25 protein-coding genes and 1 tRNA gene are annotated in these 25,569 nt (G+C 71.4%); 9 read left to right on the top strand and 17 right to left on the bottom strand.

The window, feature by feature from the left end:
• Window positions 1-36: 36 nt before the first annotated feature.
• The 14 genes from D3A60_RS07395 to D3A60_RS07460 all read right to left on the bottom strand — a co-directional run bounded on the left by D3A60_RS07395 (window position 37) and on the right by D3A60_RS07460 (window position 10,212).
• A tRNA-Leu gene (locus D3A60_RS07395) sits at window positions 37-123 on the bottom strand.
• A 68-nt stretch (window positions 124-191) separates the two neighbouring features.
• Window positions 192-647 (bottom strand): DUF2214 family protein, encoded by a 456-nt coding sequence (locus D3A60_RS07400; protein WP_119718062.1) that lies wholly within the window; start codon window positions 645-647, stop codon window positions 192-194.
• Window positions 648-693: 46 nt separating this feature from the next.
• A complete protein-coding gene (locus tag D3A60_RS07405; RefSeq protein ID WP_231120436.1) occupies window positions 694-1,293 on the bottom strand; it encodes a cysteine dioxygenase family protein in 600 nt (199 codons plus the stop codon).
• 248 nt (window positions 1,294-1,541) lie between these two features.
• Window positions 1,542-2,675 (bottom strand): homoserine O-acetyltransferase MetX, encoded by a 1,134-nt coding sequence (gene metX, locus D3A60_RS07410; RefSeq protein WP_119718064.1) that lies wholly within the window; start codon window positions 2,673-2,675, stop codon window positions 1,542-1,544.
• Window positions 2,676-2,739: 64 nt separating this feature from the next.
• Window positions 2,740-3,765, bottom strand: a complete 1,026-nt coding sequence (locus D3A60_RS07415) for a tetratricopeptide repeat protein (RefSeq protein ID WP_119718065.1) — start codon at window positions 3,763-3,765, stop codon at window positions 2,740-2,742.
• Window position 3,766: 1 nt separating this feature from the next.
• Window positions 3,767-4,216 (bottom strand): cytochrome c-type biogenesis protein, encoded by a 450-nt coding sequence (locus D3A60_RS07420; protein WP_407062776.1) that lies wholly within the window; start codon window positions 4,214-4,216, stop codon window positions 3,767-3,769.
• A 20-nt stretch (window positions 4,217-4,236) separates the two neighbouring features.
• Entirely contained in the window at window positions 4,237-4,794 is a 558-nt protein-coding gene (locus D3A60_RS07425) for a DsbE family thiol:disulfide interchange protein (protein WP_119718067.1), read from the bottom strand.
• Complete coding sequence (locus tag D3A60_RS07430) at window positions 4,791-6,770, bottom strand: heme lyase CcmF/NrfE family subunit (RefSeq protein ID WP_119718068.1); 1,980 nt, start codon at window positions 6,768-6,770, stop codon at window positions 4,791-4,793. The genes D3A60_RS07425 and D3A60_RS07430 overlap by 4 nt, the downstream gene beginning before the upstream one ends.
• Before the next feature lie 22 nt (window positions 6,771-6,792).
• Window positions 6,793-7,272, bottom strand: a complete 480-nt coding sequence (ccmE, locus tag D3A60_RS07435) for a cytochrome c maturation protein CcmE (RefSeq protein ID WP_119718069.1) — start codon at window positions 7,270-7,272, stop codon at window positions 6,793-6,795.
• A 31-nt stretch (window positions 7,273-7,303) separates the two neighbouring features.
• Window positions 7,304-7,489, bottom strand: a complete 186-nt coding sequence (gene ccmD / locus D3A60_RS07440; protein WP_119718070.1) for a heme exporter protein CcmD — start codon at window positions 7,487-7,489, stop codon at window positions 7,304-7,306.
• Window positions 7,486-8,235, bottom strand: a complete 750-nt coding sequence (ccmC, locus tag D3A60_RS07445) for a heme ABC transporter permease CcmC (protein WP_119718071.1) — start codon at window positions 8,233-8,235, stop codon at window positions 7,486-7,488. Before ccmC ends, ccmD begins: the two co-directional genes overlap by 4 nt.
• A gap of 87 nt (window positions 8,236-8,322) precedes the next feature.
• Entirely contained in the window at window positions 8,323-9,042 is a 720-nt protein-coding gene (gene ccmB, locus D3A60_RS07450; RefSeq protein ID WP_119718072.1) for a heme exporter protein CcmB, read from the bottom strand.
• Entirely contained in the window at window positions 9,039-9,686 is a 648-nt protein-coding gene (ccmA, locus tag D3A60_RS07455) for a heme ABC exporter ATP-binding protein CcmA (RefSeq protein WP_119718073.1), read from the bottom strand. The genes ccmB and ccmA overlap by 4 nt, the downstream gene beginning before the upstream one ends.
• 46 nt (window positions 9,687-9,732) lie before the next feature.
• Complete coding sequence (locus D3A60_RS07460; protein ID WP_119718074.1) at window positions 9,733-10,212, bottom strand: DUF3293 domain-containing protein; 480 nt, start codon at window positions 10,210-10,212, stop codon at window positions 9,733-9,735.
• A 141-nt stretch (window positions 10,213-10,353) separates the two neighbouring features.
• Here D3A60_RS07460 and D3A60_RS07465 point away from each other — a divergent pair, with 141 nt between their 5' ends.
• Window positions 10,354-11,502, top strand: coding sequence for a pyridoxal phosphate-dependent aminotransferase (locus D3A60_RS07465; RefSeq protein ID WP_119719024.1), 1,149 nt, complete (start codon window positions 10,354-10,356; stop codon window positions 11,500-11,502).
• Window positions 11,503-11,511: 9 nt separating this feature from the next.
• The gene (locus D3A60_RS07470; RefSeq protein ID WP_119718075.1) at window positions 11,512-12,309 is read left to right on the top strand and encodes an amidohydrolase; all 798 of its coding nucleotides are present in this window, start codon (window positions 11,512-11,514) and stop codon (window positions 12,307-12,309) included.
• A 283-nt stretch (window positions 12,310-12,592) separates the two neighbouring features.
• On the opposite strand, the gene D3A60_RS07475 is transcribed toward D3A60_RS07470, so the two are convergent.
• From D3A60_RS07475 to D3A60_RS07485, 3 genes are all read right to left on the bottom strand, one after another.
• Complete coding sequence (locus D3A60_RS07475; RefSeq protein WP_119718076.1) at window positions 12,593-14,197, bottom strand: pseudouridine synthase; 1,605 nt, start codon at window positions 14,195-14,197, stop codon at window positions 12,593-12,595.
• Entirely contained in the window at window positions 14,190-15,167 is a 978-nt protein-coding gene (gene scpB / locus D3A60_RS07480; protein ID WP_119718077.1) for an SMC-Scp complex subunit ScpB, read from the bottom strand. Before scpB ends, D3A60_RS07475 begins: the two co-directional genes overlap by 8 nt.
• A 191-nt stretch (window positions 15,168-15,358) precedes the next feature.
• Window positions 15,359-16,282, bottom strand: a complete 924-nt coding sequence (locus tag D3A60_RS07485; RefSeq protein ID WP_119718078.1) for a segregation and condensation protein A — start codon at window positions 16,280-16,282, stop codon at window positions 15,359-15,361.
• 444 nt (window positions 16,283-16,726) lie between these two features.
• Between D3A60_RS07485 and D3A60_RS07490 the strand changes: the two genes are divergently transcribed.
• The 7 genes from D3A60_RS07490 to D3A60_RS07520 all read left to right on the top strand — a co-directional run bounded on the left by D3A60_RS07490 (window position 16,727) and on the right by D3A60_RS07520 (window position 25,562).
• A complete protein-coding gene (locus D3A60_RS07490) occupies window positions 16,727-17,026 on the top strand; it encodes a YciI family protein (protein ID WP_119718079.1) in 300 nt (99 codons plus the stop codon).
• 11 nt (window positions 17,027-17,037) lie between these two features.
• Window positions 17,038-17,316: a BolA family protein gene (locus D3A60_RS07495; RefSeq protein WP_455423426.1), complete on the top strand. Its 279-nt coding sequence runs from the start codon at window positions 17,038-17,040 to the stop codon at window positions 17,314-17,316.
• A gap of 159 nt (window positions 17,317-17,475) precedes the next feature.
• Window positions 17,476-18,495: a LacI family DNA-binding transcriptional regulator gene (locus D3A60_RS07500; protein ID WP_119718080.1), complete on the top strand. Its 1,020-nt coding sequence runs from the start codon at window positions 17,476-17,478 to the stop codon at window positions 18,493-18,495.
• A gap of 62 nt (window positions 18,496-18,557) precedes the next feature.
• Window positions 18,558-21,578 carry a TonB-dependent receptor gene (locus D3A60_RS07505; RefSeq protein ID WP_119718081.1) on the top strand — a complete coding sequence of 1,007 codons (3,021 nt, stop codon included), beginning with the start codon at window positions 18,558-18,560 and terminating at the stop codon, window positions 21,576-21,578.
• A gap of 151 nt (window positions 21,579-21,729) precedes the next feature.
• Complete coding sequence (locus tag D3A60_RS07510; protein ID WP_119718082.1) at window positions 21,730-23,376, top strand: glucoamylase family protein; 1,647 nt, start codon at window positions 21,730-21,732, stop codon at window positions 23,374-23,376.
• Between the two features lie 9 nt (window positions 23,377-23,385).
• Complete coding sequence (locus D3A60_RS07515; protein WP_119718083.1) at window positions 23,386-24,669, top strand: sugar ABC transporter substrate-binding protein; 1,284 nt, start codon at window positions 23,386-23,388, stop codon at window positions 24,667-24,669.
• Window positions 24,670-24,677: 8 nt separating this feature from the next.
• A complete protein-coding gene (locus tag D3A60_RS07520) occupies window positions 24,678-25,562 on the top strand; it encodes a carbohydrate ABC transporter permease (RefSeq protein ID WP_119719026.1) in 885 nt (294 codons plus the stop codon).
• Window positions 25,563-25,569 lie beyond the last annotated feature (7 nt).

Here is a 25,569-nt window from a genome sequence, read left to right on the forward strand (position 1 = left end):
CGCTCGGACTTCCCTGGACTTCCTGAAATCCTACGTTGGTGCCGGAAGTGGGACTCGAACCCACACGCTTTTAAGGGCGGCGGATTTTGAGTCCGCTGCGTCTACCGATTCCGCCATTCCGGCGCGGACGCGAAGTATAGCCGGGGCGGGAGGCGCGGTCAGTGCCGCGCTCCGCGTGCGAGGGGTTGTCGCTACAGCAGTCCGCCGTGGCGCGCGGTTGCGGCGGCGAGGACCAGGATCACGGCGATGCCCACCATCTGCAGGCGCAGCTGGCTGCGCGTGCGGGCGATCTCGCCGGCATCGGGCGCGAACCCGGGGTTGTCGCGCAGCGCGCGCGACCAGCGGCCGAAGCGCAGGGTCGGTGCGATCGACAGGAGGCCGACCAGCACGAACACGCCAAGCTTGGCGTGGAACCAGGGATTGGCCTGGTAGAAGTCGTAGCCCTTGATGCCGTAGGCGATGCGCAGGCCGCCGGCCACCAGGACCAGCACCGCGCTGAGGCCGTACCCCGCGTCGAGGCGGCGCAGGCGGGCGATGGTGGCGGCGTCGACCGGGCCGCGCAGCAGCACCGACTCGGCGACGAGCATCGCGGTCAGCGCGAAGAACAGGACGTGGTGCAGCGAGGCCAGCAACCAGTCGATCAGCATCGGGCGTCCTTTCGCGTGCGGGTGTCAGCGGGTGGGGCGGGGCAGCCTACTGGTCGACGCACAGCGTCTTGGCGCGACGGGCGTACCACTCGCCGTCCTGCGGCTCGAACATCGAGCAGCCTTCCATCGGCGCCTTGTAGATGTGCAGCGACACGGCGACCGTGTCGGCGCTGGTGTTGCGGATGGTGTGGTACTCGTGCGGCGGGATCAGGCTGCCGGCGCTGCCGGGGCCGGCCTGCATGCCACCGGCGGCACGGAAGCGCACGCGCTCGCCGTCGGACTCGAGCAGCTCGTACTGGGTGATCTCCAGCTCGCCGTCCCACACGCCCTCGACGCACCACAGCCCGCAATGGTCGTGCACCGGCGTGCCCTGGCCTGGGCCCCACGTCATCGCGACGACGCTGTAGCCCAGTTCCGGGCTGCGGTAGATCTCGCGACGGGCGTAGTGGTCGTCGATCGGGTCGTGCACGCAGGAGGGCAACTGCACGTCCCGGTCGCGGATCATCCGGCACAGGGTGTTGCGCAGCGCTGCGGTGACCGCGTGCTCGTCGCCGCTGACGACCGCGGCGTCCAGCGCGGCGACCAGCTTGTCATGGCCCGGGAAATCCATGTCGGGGAGGGCGACGGCAGCGCATTGGTTGGTCATGAAACCAATTGTAGGCCCGGCCCCGGGCGCGTGCACTTAATGCGCGCGGACGCGGTGGAGTGCGGCGTCGGATTGGCGACGGCCGGCGCAGTTTGGGGCGATCGGGCCGCCGAAGGCTTCGTGCGGCCGTAAGGCCGCGATGGATTCGCGCGGATGCGGGCGAGGGGTGGATGACAACCAAGGGGACAGTTGCCGAGCCGCAGTCCATTGGCGACGGCGGCGGAGCAGTGGTGGACCGGAGTCCCGCCCTACAGGTCGGCGAGGAAGCCGGCGACCGCGGGCCCGAATCGGCCGATGTCGACGAGGAAGGCGTCGTGACCCTGCGGCGATTCCAACGGCACGAAGCGCGCGTCGGTACCGCCGGCGGCCAGGCCGTCGGCGATCTCCTGCTGCTGCTGGAGCGGGAACAGGATGTCGGTGTGCACGCCGATCGCCATGGCCCGATCGAGCCGGATCGAGGCCAGCGCGCGGCGGGTGTCGGCGTCGCTGTGCGCGCGGCCGTCGCCGCAGCACTCGCCGGCGTCGAACCAGTCCATCGAGCGGCTCAGATACAGGTAGCAGTTGGGGTCGAAGCGGCGCACGAAGCGGCGCGCGTGGCCTTCGAGGTAGCTCTCGACCTCGAACTCGAGCCCGAACGGGTCCTCGTCGGCGCGGTCGGAGTCCAGCCGCACGCGGCCGAAGCGGCCGTCCCACTCCAGCGCCGAGCGGTAGGTGATGACGCCGAGCTTGCGCGCCATGCGCATGCCGGACTCGGGGTAGCGGTCGTCGTCGTAGTCGCCGTTGTTCCAGTTCGGGTCGAGGCGGATCGCCTCGCGCTGCAGCGAGCGGATCGCGATCGAGAACGGCAGCGCGCGCGCGGCGCCGGAAATGTTGATATGCGTGCGCGCCAGCCCGGGGTGGCGGATCAGCAGGGCGAGGGCGACCATGCCGCCCATCGAGTTACCGATCACGCAGGCGAGCCGCTCGATGCCGAGCGCGCGCACCACGTGGACCGCGGCGTCGGCGCCGTCCTCGACCGACAGTTCCGGGTAGGTCAGCCGGTACAGCGCGCCTGTGTCGGGGTTGACCGAGGCCGGACCGGTCGAACCCTTGCAACTGCCGAGCGAGTTGGCGCAGACGACGAACCAGCGGTCGGTGTCGATCGGTTTGCCGGGGCCCAGCATCGCCTCCCACCAGCCGGGCGACGGGTCGTCGGCATTCGATGCGGCGTGCGCATCGGGCGACAGGCCGGTCAGGATCAGGATCGCGTTGTCGCCGGCGGCGTTGAGCGTGCCCCAGGTCTCGTAGGCCATGCGCGCGCCGTGCAGCGCGCCGCCGCGCTTCATCGGGAAAGGCGAAGGCAGGTCGATGAAGCGCGAGCCGGGCGGGATGAATTCGGTCATCGCGAAAGTGTAGCCGCCGCGCGCGGTCGGGTCCGCCGTCACCGCGCGGCCGCGACGCCGTGGATCAGCGCGCCGTGCCGATCGTCAGCGCGACCGGCGTGCTCGCCGGCAGCGCCACGCGCACCGGCGCGCTTTCGATGTCGCCGTCCTGGCGCGTCGCGTCGCCGCTGGCCGACAGGCGCGCGAACACTTCGATTTCCTTCAACGCGGAGAGCTTCTGCGTCGGCATCAGGCTGTCGGCGTCGTCGAGCGTCACCGTCAGCGGCAGCGACGACAGCGGGTGCTTCTCGACCGCGACCGGCATCGGCGGACCGCCGGGCACGCGGGCGATCACGAACACCGTGGTGTCGCCGCGCAGGCGCACGCGCGCGGCGAAGTCGGGGTCGAGCGCGACGGTGAGCGTCAGCGCATTCGGGCCCGACGCCGACGCCGGCGCGGCGGCGGCCGGCAGCGGCGGCAGGCCGGCCTCCTGGCGCGCGGCGTCGATCTGCGGGCGCAGCGTGGTGGCGGTTGCGGCTTCGACGACGGTCAGCAGCGGCTCCCAGGTCTTCGCGGCCTCGGCCGGCTGGCCGGCCTGGCGCTGGGCGATGCCGAGGAACCAGCGGCCGCGCTGGTGCATCGGCTGCAGCGCGAGCGCGGCGCGCAGCAGCGCCACGGCGTCGGCGTCGAACCGGTTGCCCGCGTTGGCCATCGCGCGCGCTTCGGCGGCTTCGACCAGCAGGTCCGGATCGTCCGGGGCGAGCTTGATCGCGCGGGCGAACGCGTCGCGCGCGTCAGCGCGGCGCTCGAGCGCGGCGTACGAGCGGCCGAGCAGGCGCAGGCCTTCGACCTGGTTCGGATCGCGCTCGAGTTCGGCCTCGAGCTGGGTCACGGCCTCGGCGAGCGTCTGCGGCGCAGCGCGCTGCGCCGGGTCGAGCGCGTTCGGCGTGCCGACCAGCGCGTACAGCAGCGCGGTGGTCATCGCCAGCACCGCGACCAGCGCGGCGCCGGCCAGCGGGCGGCCCGACGTGCGCGTCGCCCACAGCGGGCGCAGCACGTAGGCCAGCGTGCCGAGGGCCAGCACGGCCGCGGCGATCACGAATACGGTCACGTCACCACTCCTGGTCGTCGTCGGGCGCGGCGGCGTGCGCGGCCGGCGCGCGGCGGCGCACCAGCGTGGTGATCACGATGCCGCCGATCACCAGCAGCAGCGCCGGGCCGAACCACAGCAGCCAGGTCTTCGATTCGACCTGCGGCCGGTACAGCACGAACTCGCCGTAGCGGGCGACGAGGAAGTCCTTGATCTGCGCGTCGTCCTTGCCCTCGCGCATCAGCGCCAGCACCTCGCGGCGCAGGTCGACGGCGATCTGCGCATTCGAGTCGGCCAGCGACTGGTTCTGGCACATCACGCAGCGCAGTTCGGCGACGAGCGCGTGGAAGCGCTGCTCCTCGCGTGCGTCGGTGAACTCCGGCGGCGCGGCGTCGGTGGCGACCTGCGCCTGCGCGGCCGGCGCCGTAACGAGCGCGGCAAACGCGACAGTTGCCGCGGTCAACACCGACATCGCAAGCATGCGCAGCGCGGTCATGGCCTGGCCTCGAGCCGTTCCAGCGCGGGCACGAGCTCGCCGGCGATCTTGGCGTCGGTCAGCGGGCCCACGTGCTTCCAGCGCACCACGCCGTCGGCGTCGACGAGGAAAGTCTCCGGCGCGCCGTAGATGCCCCAGTCGATCGCGACCTGGCCGTCGTAGTCGACCAGCACCATCCAGTACGGGTTGCCGAACTGCTCGAGCCAGCGCAGCGCGTCGGCGTGCTCGTCCTTCCAGTTGAAACCGATCACGCGCACGCGCTTGGTCTCGGCGAAGCGGGTCAGCACCGGGTGCTCGTCGCGGCACGCGGGGCACCAGCTGCCCCACACGTTGAGCACGTACGGCGCGCCGCGCAGGTCGGCGGACGACACCAGCCGGCCGGCCTCGTGCAGCACTGGGAGCTTGAACGCGGGCGCCGGCTTGCCGACCAGCGGCGACGGCAGCGCGTCGCGGTCCGGGTTGCGGCTCAGCCACACGCCCGCGGCGAGCAGCACCCCGAGCGCGGCGACGACCGCCAGCGGAATCCAGCGCGACAGCGAGGTGCGCGCGGTCATGCGGACGGCTCCGTCGCGAGCGCGCCCTCGGCGCGGCCGCGTGGCGCCCGCGCCGGCGCGGGCTCGCGCACGACCCGGAACCGGCGGTCGGCCGCGGCGACGAGGCCGCCGAGCATCATCAGCAGCGCGCCGGCCCAGATCCAGCGGACATAGGGCTTGATGTGCACGCGCAGCGCCCAGGCGCCGTCGCCGAGCGGCTCGCCAAGCGCGACGTAGACGTCGCGTGTCCAGCCGCGGTCGATCGCGGCCTCTGTCATCACCTGGCCGCCGCTGGCGTAGGCGCGCTTCTCGGGGTGCATCGTCGCCATCGGTTCGCCGCGGTCGAGCACCTGCACCGTGCCGTACTGCGCGGTGAAGTTCGGGCCGGGGCGCTGCTGCACGCCGTCGAAGCGGAACTCGTAGCGGCCGAGGGTGACGCTCTGGCCGGGGGTCACGGCCAGCTCGCGCTGCTGGTTCAGCCCCTCGACCAGCAGGGCGCCGACCAGGAACACCGCGATGCCGAGGTGGGCGAGGGTCATGCCGGCCATCTCGGCGGTGAACTTCCTGCCGGTGGACTGCAGGCGCGTCCACACGAACCGCAGCGTGCCGGCGGCGACCCACGCCGCGCCGAACACGCCGGCGGCGACCTTCCACTGGCCCTGCGGCGCCATGAAGAACGCGACCACGCCAAGCGCGGCGGCCAGGCCGAGCCACGGCAGCAGCATCGCCAGCGGCCGTGACACCTGCTCGCGCTGCCAGCGCGTCACCGGGCCGAACGGCACCAGCAGCACCAGCGGCGCCATCAGCAGGATGAACAGCAGCGAGAAGTACGGCGGGCCAACCGAGATCTTGCCGAGCTCGAGCGCGTCGGCCAGCAGCGGGTACAGCGTGCCGAGCAGCACCATCGCGCAGGCCGTGGTCAGCAGCAGGTTGTTGGCCAGCAGCAGGGTCTCGCGCGAGGTGGCCTCGAACGGCTGGCCCTCGTACTCGACGCCCGGCGCGCGCAGCCCGTACAGCAGCAGCGAGCCGCCGACGACGATGCCGAGGAAGATCAGCACGAACAATCCGCGCGACGGGTCGGCGGCGAACGCGTGCACGCTGGTCAGCACGCCCGAGCGCACCAGGAACGTGCCGAGCAGCGACAGCGAGAACGTGGCGATCGCCAGCAGCAGGGTCCAGCCGCGGAACGCGCCGCGCTTCTCGGTGACGGCCTGCGAGTGGATCAGCGCCGCGCCGGCGAGCCACGGCATGAAGCTGGCGTTCTCGACCGGATCCCAGAACCACCAACCGCCCCAGCCCAGTTCGTAGTACGCCCACCACGAGCCCAGCGCGATTCCGAACGTCAGGAACGCCCACGCGACGTTGGTCCAGGGCCGCGTCCAGCGCAGCCAGCGCGCGTCGATGCGGCCGTCGAGCAGCGCGGCGACGGCGAATGCGAACGGCACCGCGAAGCCGACGTAGCCGACGTACAGCATCGGCGGGTGGATGATCATCCCCGGGTCCTGCAGCAGCGGGTTCAGGTCGCGGCCCTCGGCGGCGGCCGGCAGCAGGCGCTGGAACGGGTTGCTGGTGAAGATCAGGAACGCCAGGAAGCCGACGCTGACGATGCCCATCACGCCGAGCACGCGCGCCAAAACGTCGGCCGGAAGCCGCTGCGACCAGCGCGCCACCGCGCCGGTCCACAGCGCCAGGATCAGCGCCCACAGCAGCAGCGAGCCCTCGTGCGCGCCCCACACGGCGGTGTAGCGGTACATCACCGGCAGCAGCGAGTTGCTGTTCTCGGCCACGTAGCGCAGCGAGAAGTCCTGCTGCACGAAGCCGTGGGTCAGCACGACGAACGCGAACGCCACCAGCACCAGCTGCGCGTACGCCGCCGGGCGCGCGACCGCCATCCACGGCGCGATGCCGCGCTGCGCGCCGACCAAGGGCAGCACCGCCTGCAGCGCCGAGACCAGCAGCGCCAGGACCAGGGCGACCTGGCCGAGTTCGGCAAGCATCAGCGCGCTCCCGCCGCGCCGGTCACGGCGCGGTCCCGGCGGCCGGGGCCTGCACGTCGTGCTTCTTGTGCGCGGCGCCCATCTTGTCGGCGACTTCCTTCGGCATGTAGGTCTCGTCGTGCTTGGCAAGCACTTCCTCGGCGACGAAGCGGTCGCCCTGCATGCGGCCGGTGGCGACGACGGCCTGCTTCTCGCGGAACAGGTCCGGGAGGATCCCGGTGTAGACCACCGGCATCAGCGCGTCGCCGTCGGTGACCTGGAAGTGCGCCTCCATCGAACCGGCGGCGCGCTTGAACGAGCCTTCCTCGACCATCCCGCCGAGGCGGAAGCGGGCCTGGCCGGAGGCGACCTGCGGGCCGGCTTCGCCGCTGCGGACCTCGCTGGGCGTGTACAGGTAGGCGACGTTGCGCTGCAGCGCCATTGCCACCAGCGTCACCGCCACGGCGGCGGCGACGACGAGCGCGAGGATCAGCAGCAGGCGGCGGCGACGGATCGGGTTCATTGCATTCCAGCGTGGTGGATCGAGGGGAGTGCTAACGGATCAGTTCGGGCGGGCGGCCGTCGCTGGATGCAGCGGACTGGCGCGAGCGTTCGCGCGCGGCGCGCTGGCGGGCGTTGCGCAGCTCGCGGCGGATCTGCAGGCGGGTGGCGACGTAGTCCCAGCCGAGCACGACGACGAAGACCGCGTACGCGGCGACGACGTATTCCAGGTAGCTCATGCGCCGCCCCCGGCCTGCTCGGCGACCCAGGCCTTGCCCGACTCGCGACGCAGGTTGTCGGCGCGTGCGCGGGCGAGGAGGGCACCGATGAACCACAGCTTGGTGCCGACCACCATCCACAGCAGCGGCGGCAGCATGCTCGGATCCATCGACGACTCGCCGAACACGCGGATCGTCTGGCCCTGGTGCAGCGAGTTCCACCACACCACCGAGTAGCGGATCACCGGCAGCAGCACCACGCCGACGATCGCCAGCAGGCCGGCGGCGCGCGCGGCGGCGCGGCGGTCGTCGATCGCGTTGTACAGGCCGATCACGCCCAGGTAGAGGAACAGCAGGATCAGCTCGGTGGTCAGGCGCGGGTCCCAGTCCCACCACGTGCCCCACATCGGCTTGCCCCAGATCGAACCGGTCAGCAGGGTGATCAGGGTGAACGCCGCGCCGATCGGCGCGCACGCCATCGCCAGGATCTCGCACAGCTTGATCCGCCAGACCAGCGCGATCGTCGCGTACAGCGCCATCAGCGCGAACACGGCCATGCTCATCCACGCCGCGGGGACGTGGATGTAGAGGATCCGGAAGCTGTCGCCCTGCTGGTAGTCGGCCGGCACGCCGAACAGGCTCCAGGCGACGCCGACCGCCATCGTCACCAGGCCCAGGCCGTAGCCCCACGGCGCCCAGCGCGCCGCGAAGCGGTCGAACGTGGGCGGCGAACCGAGTTTGTGGAACCACAGGACGATGGGGTGCATGGCGTCGCGTTTGGGTTTGCGTGCCCGCCCGGATGCGGCCGGAGCAGGGTGCGTTGGGGCCTGCGCTGGCCCGGTGCCGGCGTGGCGTCAGCTCAGTGCGATGCGGATCGCCGCGGCGGCCGTGAGCGGTGCCAGCACCACCGCGGCCACCAGTCCGGCGGCGAGCAGCAGCAGCGCCCCGCTGGCGTCGAATCCCTGCGCCGAGGCCGCGACGGCGCCGGCGCCGAACACCAGCACCGGCACGTACAGCGGCAGCGCCAGCAAGGCCACAAGTATACCGGAGCGCCTCATCCCGACCGTCAGCGCAGCCACCACCGCGCCGATCAGGCTCAGCAGCGGCGTACCCAGCGCCAGCGAGGCCATCAGCACGGGCAGCTGGTCGCGCGGCAGGTACAGCAGCTCGCCGAGCAGCGGGGCGGCCAGCAGCAGCGGCAGCGCGGTCGTCGCCCAGTGCATGAACGTGCGCACGGCGACCAGCCACGCCAGCGGCACCGGCGCGAGCATCCACTGTTCGAGCGAGCCGTCCTCTGCGTCGCCGCGGAACAGGGTGTCCAGCGCCAGCAGCCCGGCGAGCAGCACCGCGACCCACAGCACTGCGGCGGCGACCTTCGACAGCGCGGCGGCCTCGCCGCCCAGCGCGAGCGCGAACAGCACCACGACGATCACCGCGAACAGCGCCGGCTGCAGCGCGTCGCCGCGGCGGCGCCACAGCAGCCGCAGGTCGCGGGTGACCAGCGCCCGCGCGGCGCCGGCGAGCGTGGCGTGGCCGCCGTGCCCGGGCGCAGGGAACTCCGCCGCGGCGCTCATGCCGTCGCCCGCCGCGGCAACTGCAGCAGGCGCGTGCGCACCGGCGGGGCGGCGTAAGCCCCATGCGTCGTCACCAGCGCGGCGCCGCCGTCGTCGAGGTGGGCCTGGACCATGCGGTTGACCAGTTCGATGCCGTCCAGGTCGAGGTTGGCGTAGGGTTCGTCGAGCAGCCACAGCGGCGCCGGCGACAGCCACAGCCGGGCCAGCGACAGGCGCTTCTTCTGGCCGGCCGACAGCTGCCGGGCGAGTGCGTCTTCGAACCCGCCCAGCCCGACGATGGCCAGCGCACCCCCGGGCGCCACGCTCGGGCGACGGCCCTGCAGCCCGCACAGGAACTCGAGGTTCTCGACGACGCTGAGGTCGGCCTTGAGGCCGGGAAGGTGGCCGAGGTACGCCAGCTCGCGGGCGCGGTGCGCGGCATCGGCCGGCGCGCCGCGCAGCGCGACTTCGCCCGCGTCGGCGCGCAGCAGCCCGGCGAGCACGCGCAGCAGCGTGGTCTTGCCGGCGCCGTTGTCGCCCTGCACCAGCAGCGCCTCGCCGGCGTCGACGGCGAAGTCGAGCGGGCCGAACACCGGCTCGTCGTTGCGGGCGAAGCGCAGGCCGCGGGCGGCCAGCAGCGGCGGGGCGGTGCGGGGGTCGGTCATCGGCGCGGCGCGGGCGGCCCAGGCAACGGCGTGGGCCGCGGGGCCGTCATTCTAACCAGTCGGTATGGGCATCCGGCCCGGGCGACGCAGGCGCTGCCGGCCGCGGCAGCAGCATCCGCAGCCGCACCGGCGCGCCGCGCTCCCAGGCCAGCACGCCGGCCTGGCCGAACTCGACCGCGAGCCGGTCGAGCGCCCCGGTGTCGAGGTCGGCGACCAGCCAGCCCGGTTCGCGCCACGCGCCGTCGTCGGCCGCGGCCCATGCCGGCAGCCGCGGCGCGCCGGCCTCGTCGAGCAGGGCGACCAGCAGCGCGTCGGCCTGCGCGTTCGCCTCGTCCGGGCGCGGCTGCGAGGCCGGGTTCCACGCGGTGATGAAGGCGTAGCGCTGGGCCGGCCAGTAGGCCTCCAGGTCGGGAGCCGGTTCGCCGACGCGCAGCGGCAGCGAATCGCCGTCCAGCCGCACGGCGTAGTCGGCCTTCGCGTAGGCGAGGGCCAGCCCGGCGGCGTCGACGACTTCGAGCGCGTGCATGCCAGCAGTGTCGCGGCGCGCCTGCGGCGGCGCAAATGCACCGTCGGGTTGATCGCACCGTTCGTCATGACGCTCGGCCGCCGGGCTTCGTACACTCTGCGTCCCCACGCACGACGCCTCCCGATGACCCACGACTCCCCGCTGCAGGTCGAGACCAAGCTGCCCAAGGTCGGCACCACCATTTTCACTGTGATGTCACAGCTGGCCGTCGAGCACGGCGCAGTCAACCTCGGCCAGGGATTTCCCGACTTCGATGTGCCGCAGCGCCTCGTCGACGCGCTGTCGCGGGCGATGGCCGATGGCAAGAACCAGTACGCCCCGATGACCGGGATCCCGGCATTGCGCCAGGCGATCGCGGCCAAGACCGAGCGCTGCTACGGCTGGCGCCCGGACGCCGACGCCGAGGTCACGGTCACGTCCGGCGCGAGCGAGGCGATCTTCGATGCGATCCACGCCGTGGTGCGGCCGGGCGACGAGGTGATCGTGCTCGACCCGTGCTACGACTGCTACGAGCCGGCGATCGACCTGGCCGGCGGCGTCGCGGTGCACGTGCCGCTGGACCCGGCGACGTTCGCGCCGGACTGGGCGCTGATCCGCGCCGCGGTGACGCCGAAGACCCGCGTGCTGATGATCAATTCGCCGCACAACCCGTCCGGCGCGATGTTTAGCGCCGACGACATCGCGCAGCTGACCGCGCTGCTCGACGGCACCGGCATCGTGCTGCTGTCGGACGAGGTCTACGAGCACATCGTGTTCGACGGGCGCGTGCACGAATCGGTGCTGCGCTACCCCTCGCTGCGCGAGCGCGCGTTCGTGGTGTCGAGCTTCGGCAAGACCTACCATTGCACCGGCTGGAAGCTCGGCTACTGCATCGCGCCGCCGGCGCTGTCGGCCGAGTTCCGCAAGGTGCACCAGTACAACACCTTCTGCACCTTCGCCCCGGCGCAGTGGGCGTTCGCGGAGATGATCGAAGCCGAGCCGGAGCACTACGACGGGCTGGGCGACTTCTACCAGGCCAAGCGCGACCGCTTCCGCGAACAGCTGCTGACGACGCGGCTGAAGCCGCTCGACGTGCCGGGCGGCTATTTCCAGCTGGTCGACTACTCGGCGGTCAGCGACCTCGACGACGCGGCATTCTGTCGCTGGCTGACGACCGAGAAGGGCGTGGCGGCGATCCCGCTGTCGCCGTTCTACGAGACGCCGCCGGCCGGCCAGCGGCTGGCACGGCTGTGCTTCGCCAAGAACGAGGCGACGCTCGACGCGGCGATCGCGCGGCTGCAGCAGCTCTGAGGTGACCCGATGAACGACCTGCGCATTTCGCTTGTCCAGGGCGACACCCGCTGGCGCGATCCGGCCGGCAACCGCGAGTACTACGGTCGCCTGATCGCGCCGCTGCACGGCATCACCGACCTGGTGCTGCTGCCGGAGACGTTCACCAGCGGCTTTTCCAACGACGCGATCGACGAGGCCGAGACGATGGACGGCCCGACGGTGGCGTGGATGCGCGACCAGGCGGCCCGGCTGGGCGCCGCATTGACCGGCAGCGTGCAGCTGCGCGCCGACGGCGGCGTGTTCAACCGGCTTCTGTTCGTCACCCCCGGTGGCGAGACGCACACGTACGACAAGCGCCACCTGTTCCGCTACGCCAACGAGCACGAGCGCTACGCGGCCGGCCGCGATCGGCTGACGGTCGAGTGGAAGGGTTGGCGGATCTGCCCGCAGGTCTGTTACGACCTGCGATTCCCGGTGTTCTCGCGCAACCGCTTCGACGTCGAGCGCCCGGGCCAGCCCGACTACGACCTGCTGCTGTACGTCGCCAACTGGCCGGCCGCGCGCGCCTATCCGTGGAAGACCCTGCTGCGCGCGCGCGCGATCGAGAACCTGTGCTACGTCGCCGGCCTCAACCGCGTCGGCACCGACGGCAACGGCATCGCGTACTCGGGCGACAGCGCGGTGATCGACTTCCTCGGCCACCCGGTCAGCGAATGCACCGACGAGGAGGTCGTCGTGACCACCACGCTGCAGGCGGCGGAGCTGGCGGCGCATCGCGCACGCTTCCCGGCGATGCTCGACGGCGACCGGTTCGAATTGCGGTAGCGACGCAGGCGACGGGCCTCGGCCTCGTCGGGGGCGTCGAACAACGCAGGCTCGGCCGCATGCAGCCGGCGCCGCGGGATGCGCGGACCGGGTCAACGGCGCAGCCGCAGCGTGCGAAGCGGATCGCCGAGGCCCGCCCCGGAGGGCCGTCTCGCCTGCAAGTGCGTGACGGTTTGTCGCGGCCTTCGCGGCCCACCAGAGGTGCGGGGACGCCGATGCATCCCCGCCAGGCACGACAAAGGCGCCCTCGGGCGCCTTTGTCTTGAGCCGGATATCGACCCGGTCAGGCGCCGCCGCGCGGGCCGCGACCGCCGCCGGGACGACCGCCTCCGCGCGGGCCGCCCGGACGCGGTCCGCTCGGGCGTGCGCCGCCGGGGCGCGGCGCGCCACCGGGACGCGGGCCGCCGGGGCCGCCGCCGGGACGACCGCCCGGACCGCCGGGACGCGGGCCGCCCGGCTTGTTCGGGCGCGGGCCGCGTGGGCCGCGCGGCTCGCCGTACGGGTTGAACCCGCCTGAGCCGCCGGCGTGATCGGACGGGAAGCTCATGCCCGCGCCGGCCGGGTGGCCATACGGGCGCGGACCACCACCGCCGCCGCCGCTGCGCGGCTTGCCGCCACCGGGGCCGCCGCCACCGGGCCGGCCGCCGTACGGCTTGTTGCCGCCGGGCTTGCCGCCGCCGGGGCGACCGCGGCCGTCGGGATTGCGGTGGCCGCTCGGACCGGTGTCGACGCCTTCCGGCACGTACCAGCTGCGGAAGGCGGCGGGGTTGCCGTCGGGCAGCGGCTTGGGGCCCTTCATCGTGCGGTGCTTGAACGGCTTCTGCGACTGCTTGGCGGCCGCCTCGCCGCTGACCGTCAAGCCGCCGTGCGGCTTCTTGCCGCCGCGGCCGCGACCGCGATCCTCGCGCACGTGGTCGAAGCGGCGCAGCTCGCGGCCCTCGTCGGCGGCGCTGGTGTGGCCGCTGAGGTAACCGCCCTGTGCACGCTCGCCGCCGAGGTGGATCGTCGCCTTGGTCGCCTTGCGCTGGCCGATCACCGGCTGCAGGGTCAGCGCCGACGGCGTGCCGTCCTCGAGGCCCAGCTCCTTGCGCAGCGTTTCGACGCGGTCGGAGTTCAGCTCCTGCGAGTGGCCGCGCAGCAGCTCACGCGGCAGCGCGACGCCGCCGTAGCGGACCCGCTTGAGCCTGCTGACCTGGCAGCCCTGCGACTCCCACAGCCGGCGGACTTCGCGGTTGCGGCCTTCCTTGACGACCACGCGGAACCAGTCGTGCGAGTCGGAGCCGCCGATGCGTTCGATCTCGTCGAACTTGGCCGGGCCGTCGTCCAGCGCCACGCCGCGGGCGAGGCGGTCGACGATGTTGTCCGGCACATTGTCCTGGCCTTCCGGCGCGCGCACGCGGCAGACGTACTCGCGCTCGACCTCGAACGACGGGTGCATCAGCGCGTTGGCGAGCTCGCCGTCGGTGGTCAGCAGCAGCAGGCCGGTGGTGTTGATGTCGAGGCGGCCGATCGCGATCCAGCGTGCGCCCTTGAGCATCGGCAGGGCCTCGAACACGGTCGGGCGACCCTCGGGGTCCTCGCGCGTGGTCACCTCGCCTTCGGGCTTGTTGTACATCAGCACGCGGGCCGGCTCGGTCAGCGCGCTGGCGACAAACTGCCGCCCGTCGATCTCGATCTTGTCGCCGCCCTTGATGCTCTGGCCGACCTGGGCGGTCTCGCCGTTGACCTTGATCAGGCCGTCGGCGATGCGCTGCTCGAGCGCGCGGCGGGAGCCGAGTCCGGCTTGGGCAAGCACCTTGTGCAGGCGCTCCTCGAGCTTCGGCGCATCGGTCTGGGCGGTGTCGCCGACGCGTTTGAGCGTCAGCTTGCGGGGAGTGGGTTCAGTCATTTCGTTGCTGCTCCGGCTGGTCCGTGTCGGACCCGGCCTGTGTCTCGGGAACGGTCGTCGTCTCGACGGCGTTGTCTTGCTCGCGGTCGTTCTCGTCCGCCGCGCGCTCTCCCGGCGCGGCTTCGGGTTCGCCCGTGGAGGCGGTGAACCCGGCCGCGGTGTCGCCGCGACCGGAATCCGGGGTGGAGTGATCGGTGTCGCTGTCGGTGTCGCTGGCGTGGGCGTCGTCGTCCGCGTCGTCCGCGTCGGCGTCGAAACCCTCGACGCGGTCGTCCTCGTGCTCATCGCCGGCGAGATCGTCGTTGTCGTCTTCGTCGTGCTCCAGCGCGCCGTCAGCGGTGCCCGCGTCATCGGCATTGGCCGCGTCGCCCGGGCGCCCGTCCGCACCAATGCCGCCGGCGGCGATCGGTGCGCCGTCGAACGCCAGCTGAGGCTCGAGCTCGCCGATGTCCTTGAGCTCCGACAGCGGCGGCAGCTCGTCCAGCCGCTTGAGGCCGAAATAGTCGAGGAACGCCTTGGTCGTCCCGAACAGCGCCGGCTTGCCCGGGACGTCGCGGTGGCCGACGACGCGGATCCACTCGCGCTCCTCGAGCGCCTTGATGATGTTGCTGCTGACCGCGACGCCGCGGACCTGCTCGATCTCGCCGCGGGTGATCGGCTGGCGGTACGCGATCAGCGCGAGGGTCTCGAGCGTGGCGCGGGTGTAGCGGGTCTGGCGTTCGGTCCACAGCCGCGCCACCCACGGATGCACGTCGGCCTTGACCTGGAATCGGAAGCCGGACGCCACTTCGACCAGCTCAACCCCGCGGTCGGCACAGCCGTCGCGCAGCGCCTCGAGCGCCTGCTCGACGCTGTCGTTCGGCGCCGGCTGGTCTTCCGGGAACAGCGCGTGCAGCTGCGCCAGCGTCAACGGCTGGTTGGCCGCGAGCAGGGCGGCTTCGACGATGCGGGTGATCAGGGCTTGGTCCATGCGGTGTCGGTCGTCTGTGCAGCGTGGTCGTCGGTGGCGCGGGTGGAGCGGGTGGGGCGTGGCGCCGTCGCGAGGGCGCGGCGGCGAGTCAGATCCCGGAGTGTTCGGTCGGGGCCGCGGCCCTGGCATCTGGCTTCATGGCGGTGCGGGTGCTGCGGTACGTCGTCGCATCGGCGGCGCAAAGGCCGGGGTCACGCGGCGTCGTCATTGGCGGCGGGTTCGTCGAACTCGCTGCTCAGTTCGATCTGGTCGGGGTCCTGGCTCAGCGCCAGCGACTTGACGTAGATCGTCGCCAGCGCTCCTTCCTGCACGATCTCGACCAGCTGTTCCTTGGCCAGGGTCAGCAGGCCGAGGAACGTGACCACCACGCCCAGCCGCCCTTCCTCGGCGGTGAACAGCGACTCGAAGCGGTGGAACGCGCCGTCGCTCATGCGCTCGAGCAGTTCGCCCATGCGCTGGCGGACGCTCAGTGCATCGCGCTTGATCGCGTGCTGGGTGAACAGCTCGGCGCGCTTGAACACGTCGTGCAGCGCCAGCAGCATCTCGCGCAGTTCCACCGGCGGCGGCAGCTTCACCGACGCCCGGTCCGGCACGTAGGCCTGCACGGGGACCGTGTCGCGGTCCTGACGGGGCAGGGTGTCGATGTCCTCGGCCGCCTTCTTGAAGCGCTCGTACTCCTGCAGGCGCCGGACCAGCTCGGCGCGCGGGTCGTCTTCCTCGCCGTCCTCGGTTGCCGCGCGCGGCAGCAGCATCCGCGATTTGATCTCGGCCAGCATCGCGGCCATGACCAGGTAGTCGGCCGCGAGCTCGAACCGCATCTCGTGCATCGCCTGGATGTAGTGCACGTACTGCCGGGTGATGTCCGCGACGGGGATGTCGAGGATGTCGAGGTTCTGCCTGCGGATCAGGTACAGCAGCAGGTCCAGCGGCCCCTCGAACGCCTCCAGGATGACCTCCAGCGCGTCCGGCGGGATGTACAGGTCCTGCGGGATCTGCAGCACCGGCTGGCCGTGCACCATCGCCAGCGGCATCTCGTGCTGCTGCGGTGCCTGCGGCGGCGCGTGCGCGGTCGTCGGGTTGTGTTCGGTCGCGGCGGGCGCGGGATCGTTGATCATCAAGCCGGCCCCTCAAGGCCACGGCATTGCCACTACGCCGGGTCGTCGGGGCCGAGGGGGCCACGTCGCCGGTCGGAAACTGCGGGTGCAACGGACTGCAAAGGTCGATGCTGGCGCCCGACAGTCCGGCAATCTCCGCCGCGTGGTGAGCGGCGAAGGCAAGCGGATCGGCGTGTCGAGGCGTGGGCCGTGGAGGGCAGCATCCCGTGAGTGGGGGCACGGGGATCGCGCCGGCCGGACCGTCATCCGACGGGCCGATACGCGATGGGCCGCTGCTTCCGGCCTCAGGCTATTGAGCCCTAGGGTACGGGCTGGCGCAGGCGATTGTCCAGCAAGCCTGCCGCGCGGCCTCGGACGCGTTCATCGCTGCCGCCGTCGGCGCCTTCGCGAAGTGCGCGACTACAATCGCGGCCCCGCCATGCGGCGCCCGGACGGACAACCCCGATGTGGTACGTGATCGAAGGCTACGACGGCGCCGACGTGCTGGCGAAGCGGCTGGCGGCGCGCGCCGACCACCTCGCGCGGCTGACCGCGCTGCGCGACGCCGGCAGGTTGCTGCTCGCCGGCCCGTGCCCGGCGATCGACGCCGAGGATCCGGGTCCGGCCGGCTTCTCCGGCAGCGTCGTCATCGCCGAATTCGAATCGCTCGAGGCGGCACGCGCGTGGGCCGACTCGGACCCGTACATCGCGGCAGGCGTCTACACCCGGGTCGAGGTCCGGCCGTTCCGTAAGGTGCTGCCGTGAGCGGAGGGTCGCTGCCGCGCGAAGAGCGCGTCGGCGCGATCCGCGCGGCGATCGAGGCGGCGCTGGCGCCGGCCGCGCTCGAGATCGAGGACGAGAGCCATCGACACGCCGGCCACGCCGGCGCGCGCGACGGGCGCGGGCACTTCCGCGTCGACGTGGTCAGTGCGGCGTTCGCGGGCCTGAACCCGATCGCCCGGCACCGCGCCGTCTACGCGGCCGTAGGCGGGCTGATGGAGACCGACATCCACGCGCTGTCGATCCGCGCCCGCACGCCCGACGAGGTCGTTTAGCCGGCCGCTGCGGCGCTGCAGCATCGCGCAATCAACGCTGAAAGCCTTATGGATCATGGGGTTGCGCCGCACGGCGCCCACCCGGTAAGGAAACTTTTACGTTCCGCTTGAAAACGATTACATTCGCTTCACTTTCCGCAGTGGAGTCGGGTCGGATCGATGGCGGGCGTGACGATCAAGGACGTAGCGCGGGCGGCCAACGTCTCGGTCGCGACCGTGTCGCGCGCGCTGAATGGCCACGACAACGTCACCGACGAGGTGCGCCGGCGCGTGGCGGCGATCGCCGAGCAGATGAACTACTCCCCGCACGCCGCGGCACGCAGCCTCAGCAGCCGCCGCACCCACGCGATCGGCGTGGTCCTTCCCGACCTCTACGGTGAATTCTTCTCCGAGCTCGTGCGCGGCATCGACCAGGTGGCACGCGAGCACGGCCTGCACCTGCTGGTGTCGAGCTACCACGGCCACCGCGAGGAGCAGGGCGCCGCGATGCGTGCCATGCGCGGGCGCGTCGACGGGCTGCTGGTGATGTCGCCGTATGCGGCCTCGGCCGGCATCGTCGGCGATGGCGGGGCCGCCGGCCTGCCGCTGGTCCTGATCAACAGCCAGGACGCGGGCGAGGGCGCCGTCGCGCTGGGCGTGGCGAACTACGACGGTGCGGTCGCGATGGTCGAGCACCTGGTCGACTGCGGGCACCGGCGCATCGCCTTCATCGCCGGGCCCGACGACAACTTCGACGCCCACCAGCGCCTGTCCGGCTACCGCGACGCGCTGGCGCGGCGGCTGCCCGGCACCGAGCCGCTCGTGCTGCCCGGCGACTTCAGCGAGTCGTCCGGCCACCGCGCCGGCGTGGAGTTGCTGGCGCGCACGCCGCGTCCCGATGCGGTGTTCGCCGCCAACGACATGATGGCGCTGGGCTGCCTGTTCGCGTTCACCCAGGCCGGCGTGCGCGTGCCCGACGACATCGCCCTGGCCGGGTTCGACGACATCCCGCTGGCGCGCTTCGTCCATCCGGGCCTGACCACGATGCGCGTCGACATCTTCGAACTCGGCGCCCGCGCCGCGCGGATGCTGCTCGCGCGGCTCGGCGACGAGAGGGAGTCGCCGCCGGCGACGCCGCTGCAGCCGCAGCTGGTCGTGCGCGAATCCAGTGCCCCGCGCCGGGGTGCCGACAGTTCCTGACGCGGCCGCCACCGGCGATCGCGTCCTTGCTTCGAAGTTCGATGCCCTGGGAGGGGATACAGATGAATCACCGCACCGGAAGAGTCGTTCGACCCACGCCGCGCCTGCTGGCGTGCGCCCTGGCCAGCTGCCTGATGATGACCGCGGCCCCCGCCGCGCTCGCGCAAAGCACCGCCGCCACCGTGCGCGGCCAGGTGACCGTCGACGCCGCCCCCGCGGCGCAGGCGCGCGTCACCGCGACCAACGTCGCCACCGGCCTGAGCCGCAGCGTCACCGCATCGGCGTCCGGCAGCTATTCGCTCGCCGGCCTGCCGCCGGGCACCTACACCGTGGTGATGGACGCCGGCGGGCAGACCACCACCCGCACCGTGACGCTGCAGGTCGGCCAGACGGCGACGCTCGACCTCGCCGCCGGCGGCGTCGCGGAGACCGCGACGCAGGGCACCGTCACCGATGTCGGCACGGTCACCGTCACCGGCACGCGGCTGGCCGAGACCAAGACCTCGGAAGTCGCCACGTACATCACGCCGCGCCAGATCCAGGCGCTGCCGCAGGGCTCGCGCAACTTCCTCGCGTTCGCCGACATCGTCCCGGGCGTGCAGTTCGAAACCGGCGCCGACGGCTCCACCAAGCTGCGCTCCGGCGGCCAGAACTCCAACGGCACCAACGTCTTCATCGACGGCGTCGGCCAGAAGAATTACGTGCTGCGCGGCGGCATCAGCGGCCAGGACTCCAGCCGCGGCAACCCGTTCCCGCAGCTGGCGATCGGCGAGTACAAGGTGATCACGTCGAACTACAAGGCCGAGTACGACCAGCTCAGCAGCGCGGCGATCACCGCGGTCACGCGCTCGGGCACGAACGAGTTCGAGGGCCAGTTCTTCTGGGACTACACCACCGACAAGTGGCGCTCGGCATCACCGTCGGAGCTGCGCAGCGGCAGCAAGGCGGACAGCAAGGAAGAGCAGTACGGCGTCGCGTTCGGCGGCCCGATCCTGCGCGACCGGCTGTTCTTCTTCATGACCTACGAGCGCAAGGAGTTCGCCAGCCCGCGCGACGTCGGTGCACAGAACTTCGACCCGCGACTGCTGCCGCCTGAGCTGCAGGCGGGGCTGGGCACGACGTCCGCGCCGTTCGAAGAGGACCTGTACTTCGGCAAGCTGACCTGGCAGCCCGGCGACAACCACCTGTTCGAGCTGTCGACCAAGTACCGCGACGAGGCCGAGCTGACCAACATCTCCGGCATCAACACGCCGAGCTACGGCACCAGCAAGGACAACGAGAGCACGCGCGTCGCGCTGCGCTACCAGTACACCAACGAGAACTGGCTCAACGACGCCAACCTGACGTTCGAGGACGAGAGCTTCGGCCCGCGCCCGATCACGATCGGGCCGGGCTACAACCTCGTCGACGGCCAGCGCCGCGCGATCCTCAACGTCGGCGGCGGCCAGGACTTCCAGGACAAGGGCCAGGAGGGCTGGGGCTTCCAGAACGACCTGACCTTCTTCGGCTGGGAGAACCACACGATCAAGATGGGCTTCAAGTACAAGGCCATCGACATCAACGCGTTCGAGCAGCAGCCGTTCAACCCGCAGTACCTGGTCAACCTGCCGGCCGAACTGGCGCGCGGCAACACGACGCTGGGCTCGTTCACGCCGTACGAAGTCAGCTTCGGCGCGCCGCTGCCCGGCGCCGTCGACCGCAACATCCAGACCGCGAACAAGCAGTACGGCATCTACTTCCAGGACGACTGGGACGTGACCGACCGCTTCACGCTGAACCTCGGCCTGCGCTACGACTACGAGAAGACCCCGGCCTACGAGAACTACGTGACGCCGGCCAACCTCACCGCGGCGCTGCGCGGCTGGGCGAACATCCAGAACACCGACTACGACATCGAGGACTACATCAGCAACGGCTCCAACCGCAGCACCTTCGATGGGGCGTGGCAGCCGCGGCTGGGCTTCTCGTACGACCTGACCGGCGACGAGCGGCACGTGATCTTCGGCGGCGCCGGTCGCAGCTACGACCGCAACCTGTTCGACGTGCTCGCGCTGGAGCAGTCCAAGAGCACGTTCCCGCGCTACACGCTGCGGTTCAACACGCCGGACAACCCGTGCACCGTCGGCACCAACAACTGCTTCAATTTCGACCCGAGCTTCTACAACCCCGAGACGCTGTACGCGCTGGTCGCGGCCAATCCGAACTTCGGCGCCGAGGTCAACCTGATCAACAACGAGCTCGACACCCCGTACTCGGACCAGTTCAGCCTCGGCATGCGCAACGCGGTGGCGTTCCTCGGCCACGACTGGAACACCTCGGTGACGGTGGCGCGGATCGAGAGCCACGACGGCATCCTGTTCCGGCTCGGCAACCGCTACCCGGACGGCACGTTCTACGGCCCGGGCCGCACGTTCGGCGGGGCCCCGTTCGGCAACCCGATCCCGGGCTTCGGCACGCTGATCATTGCCGACAACGCGATCGAGACGAAGACCAACCAGCTGCTGCTGTCGGCCGACAAGCCGTTCACCACCGAGTCCGGCTGGGGCGTCACGCTGGCCTACACGTACACCGACTCGGAGGAGAACCGCAGCGGCGCCGCGGACCGCGACGAGCGCTACACGTTCGACTACGCCAGCCTCGACGACGCGCCGTGGGTCGACTCGATCGGCGTGTCCAAGCACCGCTTCGTCGGCACCGGCATCGTCGACCTCGGTGCGGGGGTGACGTTCTCGACCAAGCTGACGCTGGCCAGCCCGCCGGCCAAGGACGTCCTGAACTGCTTGGCGCCGGTGCCGGCCGGCGTCGACGGCTGCGGCAACGCACGCTTCGAGGGTGGCTACTTCGACGACGCCAAGTTCCGCCAGTGGGACATCGCGCTCGAGAAGGTGTGGGACACCGGCACCGACCTGAAGCTGCGCGTGCGGGCCGACGTGCTCAACGTCACCAACGCGAAGAACTACACCGACTTCGGCACGTTCCGCGGGCTCAATGGGGTGGAGAACGACAGCTACGGCGAGCGCACCGGCGACGGCATCGTGTTCCCGACGCGCACGTTCAAGTTGTCGATGGGCTTCAACTGGTGATCGGGGCGCCGCCGTCCTCATGACGGCGGCGCGGGGAGGGTGCCCGGCCCGCGCCGGTCGCCCTCTTTTCGGTCCGGTGTTGTAATCGTTTACACGCGAGGTCTGTGGTTTGAATCACCGAATGCATGTGTCTGCCGCTTCCGCCCCGTCCATGCCGTCGCCGCCGCGTGCGTTGCCGCGGCGTGCGCGCGCCTCGATCTGCCTGCTGGCGGTCGCGGCGCTGCTCGGCGCCTGCCAGCGGGAGGCACCGAAACCGGCCGTCGAGCCCCCGCCGCCCGCCGCGACCCAGGCCCCCGCGCCGGTGCCGAAGTCGGCGCGCCCCGAGCTGCCGCCGCTGTTCGACGACATCGAGCGGCGCACGTTCCAGTTCTTCTGGGACACCACCAACGAGCGCAACGGCCTGACGCCGGACCGCTTCCCGTCGCGCCCGTTCTCGAGCATCGCGTCGGTCGGCTTCGCGCTGACGGCGTACCCGATCGGCATCGAGAAGGGCTGGGTCAGCCGCACCCAGGCGGTCGACCGCACGCTGACCACGCTGAAGTTCTTCCGCGACCTGCCGCAGGGCCCGCAGGCGACCGGCAAGGGCGGCTACCGCGGCTTCTACTACCACTTCCTCGACATGGACCGCGGCCACCGCTACGACAGCTGGGTCGAGCTCTCCAGCGTCGACACGGCGCTGCTGATGATGGGCGTGCTGTTCGCGCAGTCGTACTACGACGGCGACGACCCGCGCGAGGTCGAGATCCGCGCGCTCGCCGACGCGCTGTACCGCGCGGTGGACTGGAACTGGCTGCAGCAGCGCAAGCCGCTGGTGTCGATGGGTTGGTTCCCCGAGAGCGGCTTCATCGAGCACGACTGGCGCGGCTACAACGAGGCGATGCTGCTGTACGTGCTGGCGCTCGGGTCGCCGACCCACGCGGTCGAGCCCGATGCGTGGTCGGTGTGGACGCGCACCTACAGCGAGACCTGGGGCGTGTACCAGGGCGAGGAGTACCTCTCGTTCGGCCCGCTGTTCGGCCACCAGTACAGCCACGTGTGGATCGACTTCCGCGGCATCCGCGACGAGTACATGCGCGAGCGCGGCATCGACTACTTCGAGAACAGCCGCCGGGCCGCGTACGCGCATCGCGCCTACGCGATCGAGAACCCGATGGAGTGGGAGGCCTACGGCGAGAACGTCTGGGGCCTGACCGCCAGCGACGGGCCGCAGCAGACACGGCAGCAGTTCGACGGCCAGGAGCGCGAGTTCCGCCACTACTCCGCGCGCGGCGCCGGCCTGCGCGAGAATTTCGACGACGGCACGATCGCGCCGACCGCGGCGATCGCCTCGCTGCCGTTCGCGCCGGAGATCGTGATCCCGGCCACGGTGGAGATGCACGAGCGATTCGGCGACTACCTGTACTCGAGCTACGGCTTCCTCGACGCGTTCAACCCGAGCTTCGACTACGAGATCCCGCTGAAGACCGGGCGCCTGGTCGACGGGAAGGGCTGGGTTGCCAGCGACTACATCGGCATCGACCAAGGGCCGATCCTGGCGATGATCGCCAACTACCGCGACGAGTTCGTGTGGACGGTGATGAAGCGCAACCCGCACATCCGCCGCGGACTGGAGCGCGCGGGATTCACCGGCGGCTGGCTCGCGGCCGACGCGTCCAAGCCGGCGCCAGCGGCGACGCCAGCCGACCCGGCCGCCGCCGCCGCGCGCGACGCGGGTGTCGCGCAGTCGCAGGCGACCCGCGCGGCGCGTGAGCAGGCGCCGCCGTCCGCGCCGACGCCGGCGTCGAACCGGCCCGAGTAAGCTGCGTCGATGGGTCCGATCGCGCGCCTCATCGTCGCCGCCGCGCTGGCCTGCGGGCTGGCCGGCTGCGGCGAGCGCGCCGACGACCGCCAGGTGGTCCGCTTCTGGGCGATGGGCTACGAGGGCGAGGTCGTCCAGCAGCTGATGCCGGAGTTCGAGCGCCGCCATCCCGGCATCCGGGTCGAGATCCAGCAGCTGCCGATCACCGCCGCGCACGAGAAGCTGCTGACCGCATTCGCCGGCGACGCGCTGCCGGACGTCGGCGCGATCGGCAACACCTGGATCCCGGAGTTCGCGCTGCTCGGTGCGCTCGAACCGCTGGCGCCGCGGCTGGCCGCGACGCCGTCGCTGGCGCCGGCGGACTACTTCGCCGGCGGCTGGGACACCGGGGTGATCGACGGCCAGGTGTACGCGGTGCCGTGGTACGTCGAGACGCGCCTGCCGTACTACCGCCGCGACCTGCTGGCGCAGGCGGGCATCGCCGCGCCTCCGGCCACGTGGGCCGAGTGGCAGGCCGCGATGGTCGCGATCAAGCGCGCGGTCGGCCCCGACCGCTACGCCGCGCTGCTGCCGCTGAACGAGCACGAGCCACTGCTGAACCTCGGCATCCAGTCGCCGGAGCCGCTGCTGCGCGACGACGGCCGCTACGGCAACTTCCGCAGCCCCGGATTCAAGCGCGCTCTGGCCTTCTATCGGGAAGTGTTCGACCGGCAGTTGGCGCCGCGCGCCAGCAACACGCAGATCGCCAACGTGTGGAACGAGTTCGGCCGCGGCTACTTCAGCTTCTACATCAGCGGCCCGTGGAACATCGCCGAGTTCCGCAAGCGCCTGCCAGCCGAACGCCAGGATGACTGGACCACGATGCCGCTGCCGGGCATCGACGGGCCGGGCGCTTCGGTCGCCGGCGGCGCGAGCTTCGTGCTGTTTCGCGACTCGCCGCGGCACGACGCGGCGTGGCAGCTGGTCCGCTACCTGTCCGAGCCCGACGTGCAGGTTCGGTTCCACGGCATCACCGGCAACCTGCCGCCGCGGCGCAGCGCATGGGCCGCGCCGTCGCTGGCCGGCGACGTGCACGCGCGCGCGTTCCGCGACCAGCTCGAGCGCGCGCGGCCGACGCCGAAAGTCCCCGAGTGGGAGCGCATCGCCAACGAGATCAAGCTGGTCGGCGAGGCGCTGGCGAACGGGCGCTACACGGTCGACGAAGCCGCCGCCGAACTCGACCGCCGCGCCGACGCGATCCTCGAGAAGCGCCGCTGGATGCTCGACCGGCAAGCCGCCCGAGGGGCCCGGTGAGCCGCGCGCTGCCGGTCGCCGCGTCGACGGCGGGCTGGGTGTTCGCCGGGCCGGCCGTCGCGGTGATCGCGGTGTTCTTCGGCATTCCGGTGCTGGCCGCGTTCGCGCTGAGCCTGACCGACTTCGACATCTACGCGCTGGCCGACATCGGCAACCTGCGCTTCGTCGGGCTCGACAACTACGTCGGCCTGCTGCACAACCCGCTGTTCTGGCGCGCGCTCGGCAACACGATGTACTTCGTCGTCGTCGGCGTGCCGCTGTCGATCGCCGTGTCGCTGGGCGCCGCGCTGCTGCTGCATTCGCGGCTGGCGACGCTGAAGCCGCTGTTCCGCACGACGTTCTTCGCGCCGGTGGTGACCACCGTGGTCGCGGTCGCGGTGATCTGGCGCTACCTGTTCCACACCCGCTACGGGCTGGTGAACTGGGGGCTGTCGCAGGTCGGCATCGAGCCGGTCGACTGGCTCGCCGACCCGGCTTGGGCGATGCCTACGATCATCGCCTTCGCGGTGTGGAAGAACTTCGGCTACAACATGATCATCTTCCTCGCCGGCCTGCAGTCGATCCCCGAGGACCTGTACGAGGCCGCGCGCATCGACGGCGCCTCGCCGCTGCGTCAGTTCCGCCACGTCACCGTGCCGATGCTCGGGCCGGTGCTGCTGATGGTCGGCATCCTCACCCTGGCCGGCTACTTCCAGCTGTTCGCCGAGCCGTACGTGATCACCCAGGGTGGGCCGCTGCAGAGCACCGTCAGCGTGCTGTACCTGATGTACGACGAGGGCTTCAAGTGGTGGAACCTCGGCAACGCGTCGGCGGTGGCGTTCGCGCTGTTCGTGCTGATGACCGTCATCACCAGCGGCCTGCTGTGGTTCGCCCGGCGCAGGGGCGCGGAGTGAGCCGCGC

This window comes from Cognatilysobacter tabacisoli, from assembly GCF_003586305.1.
GTDB lineage: Bacteria > Pseudomonadota > Gammaproteobacteria > Xanthomonadales > Xanthomonadaceae > Cognatilysobacter_A > Cognatilysobacter_A tabacisoli.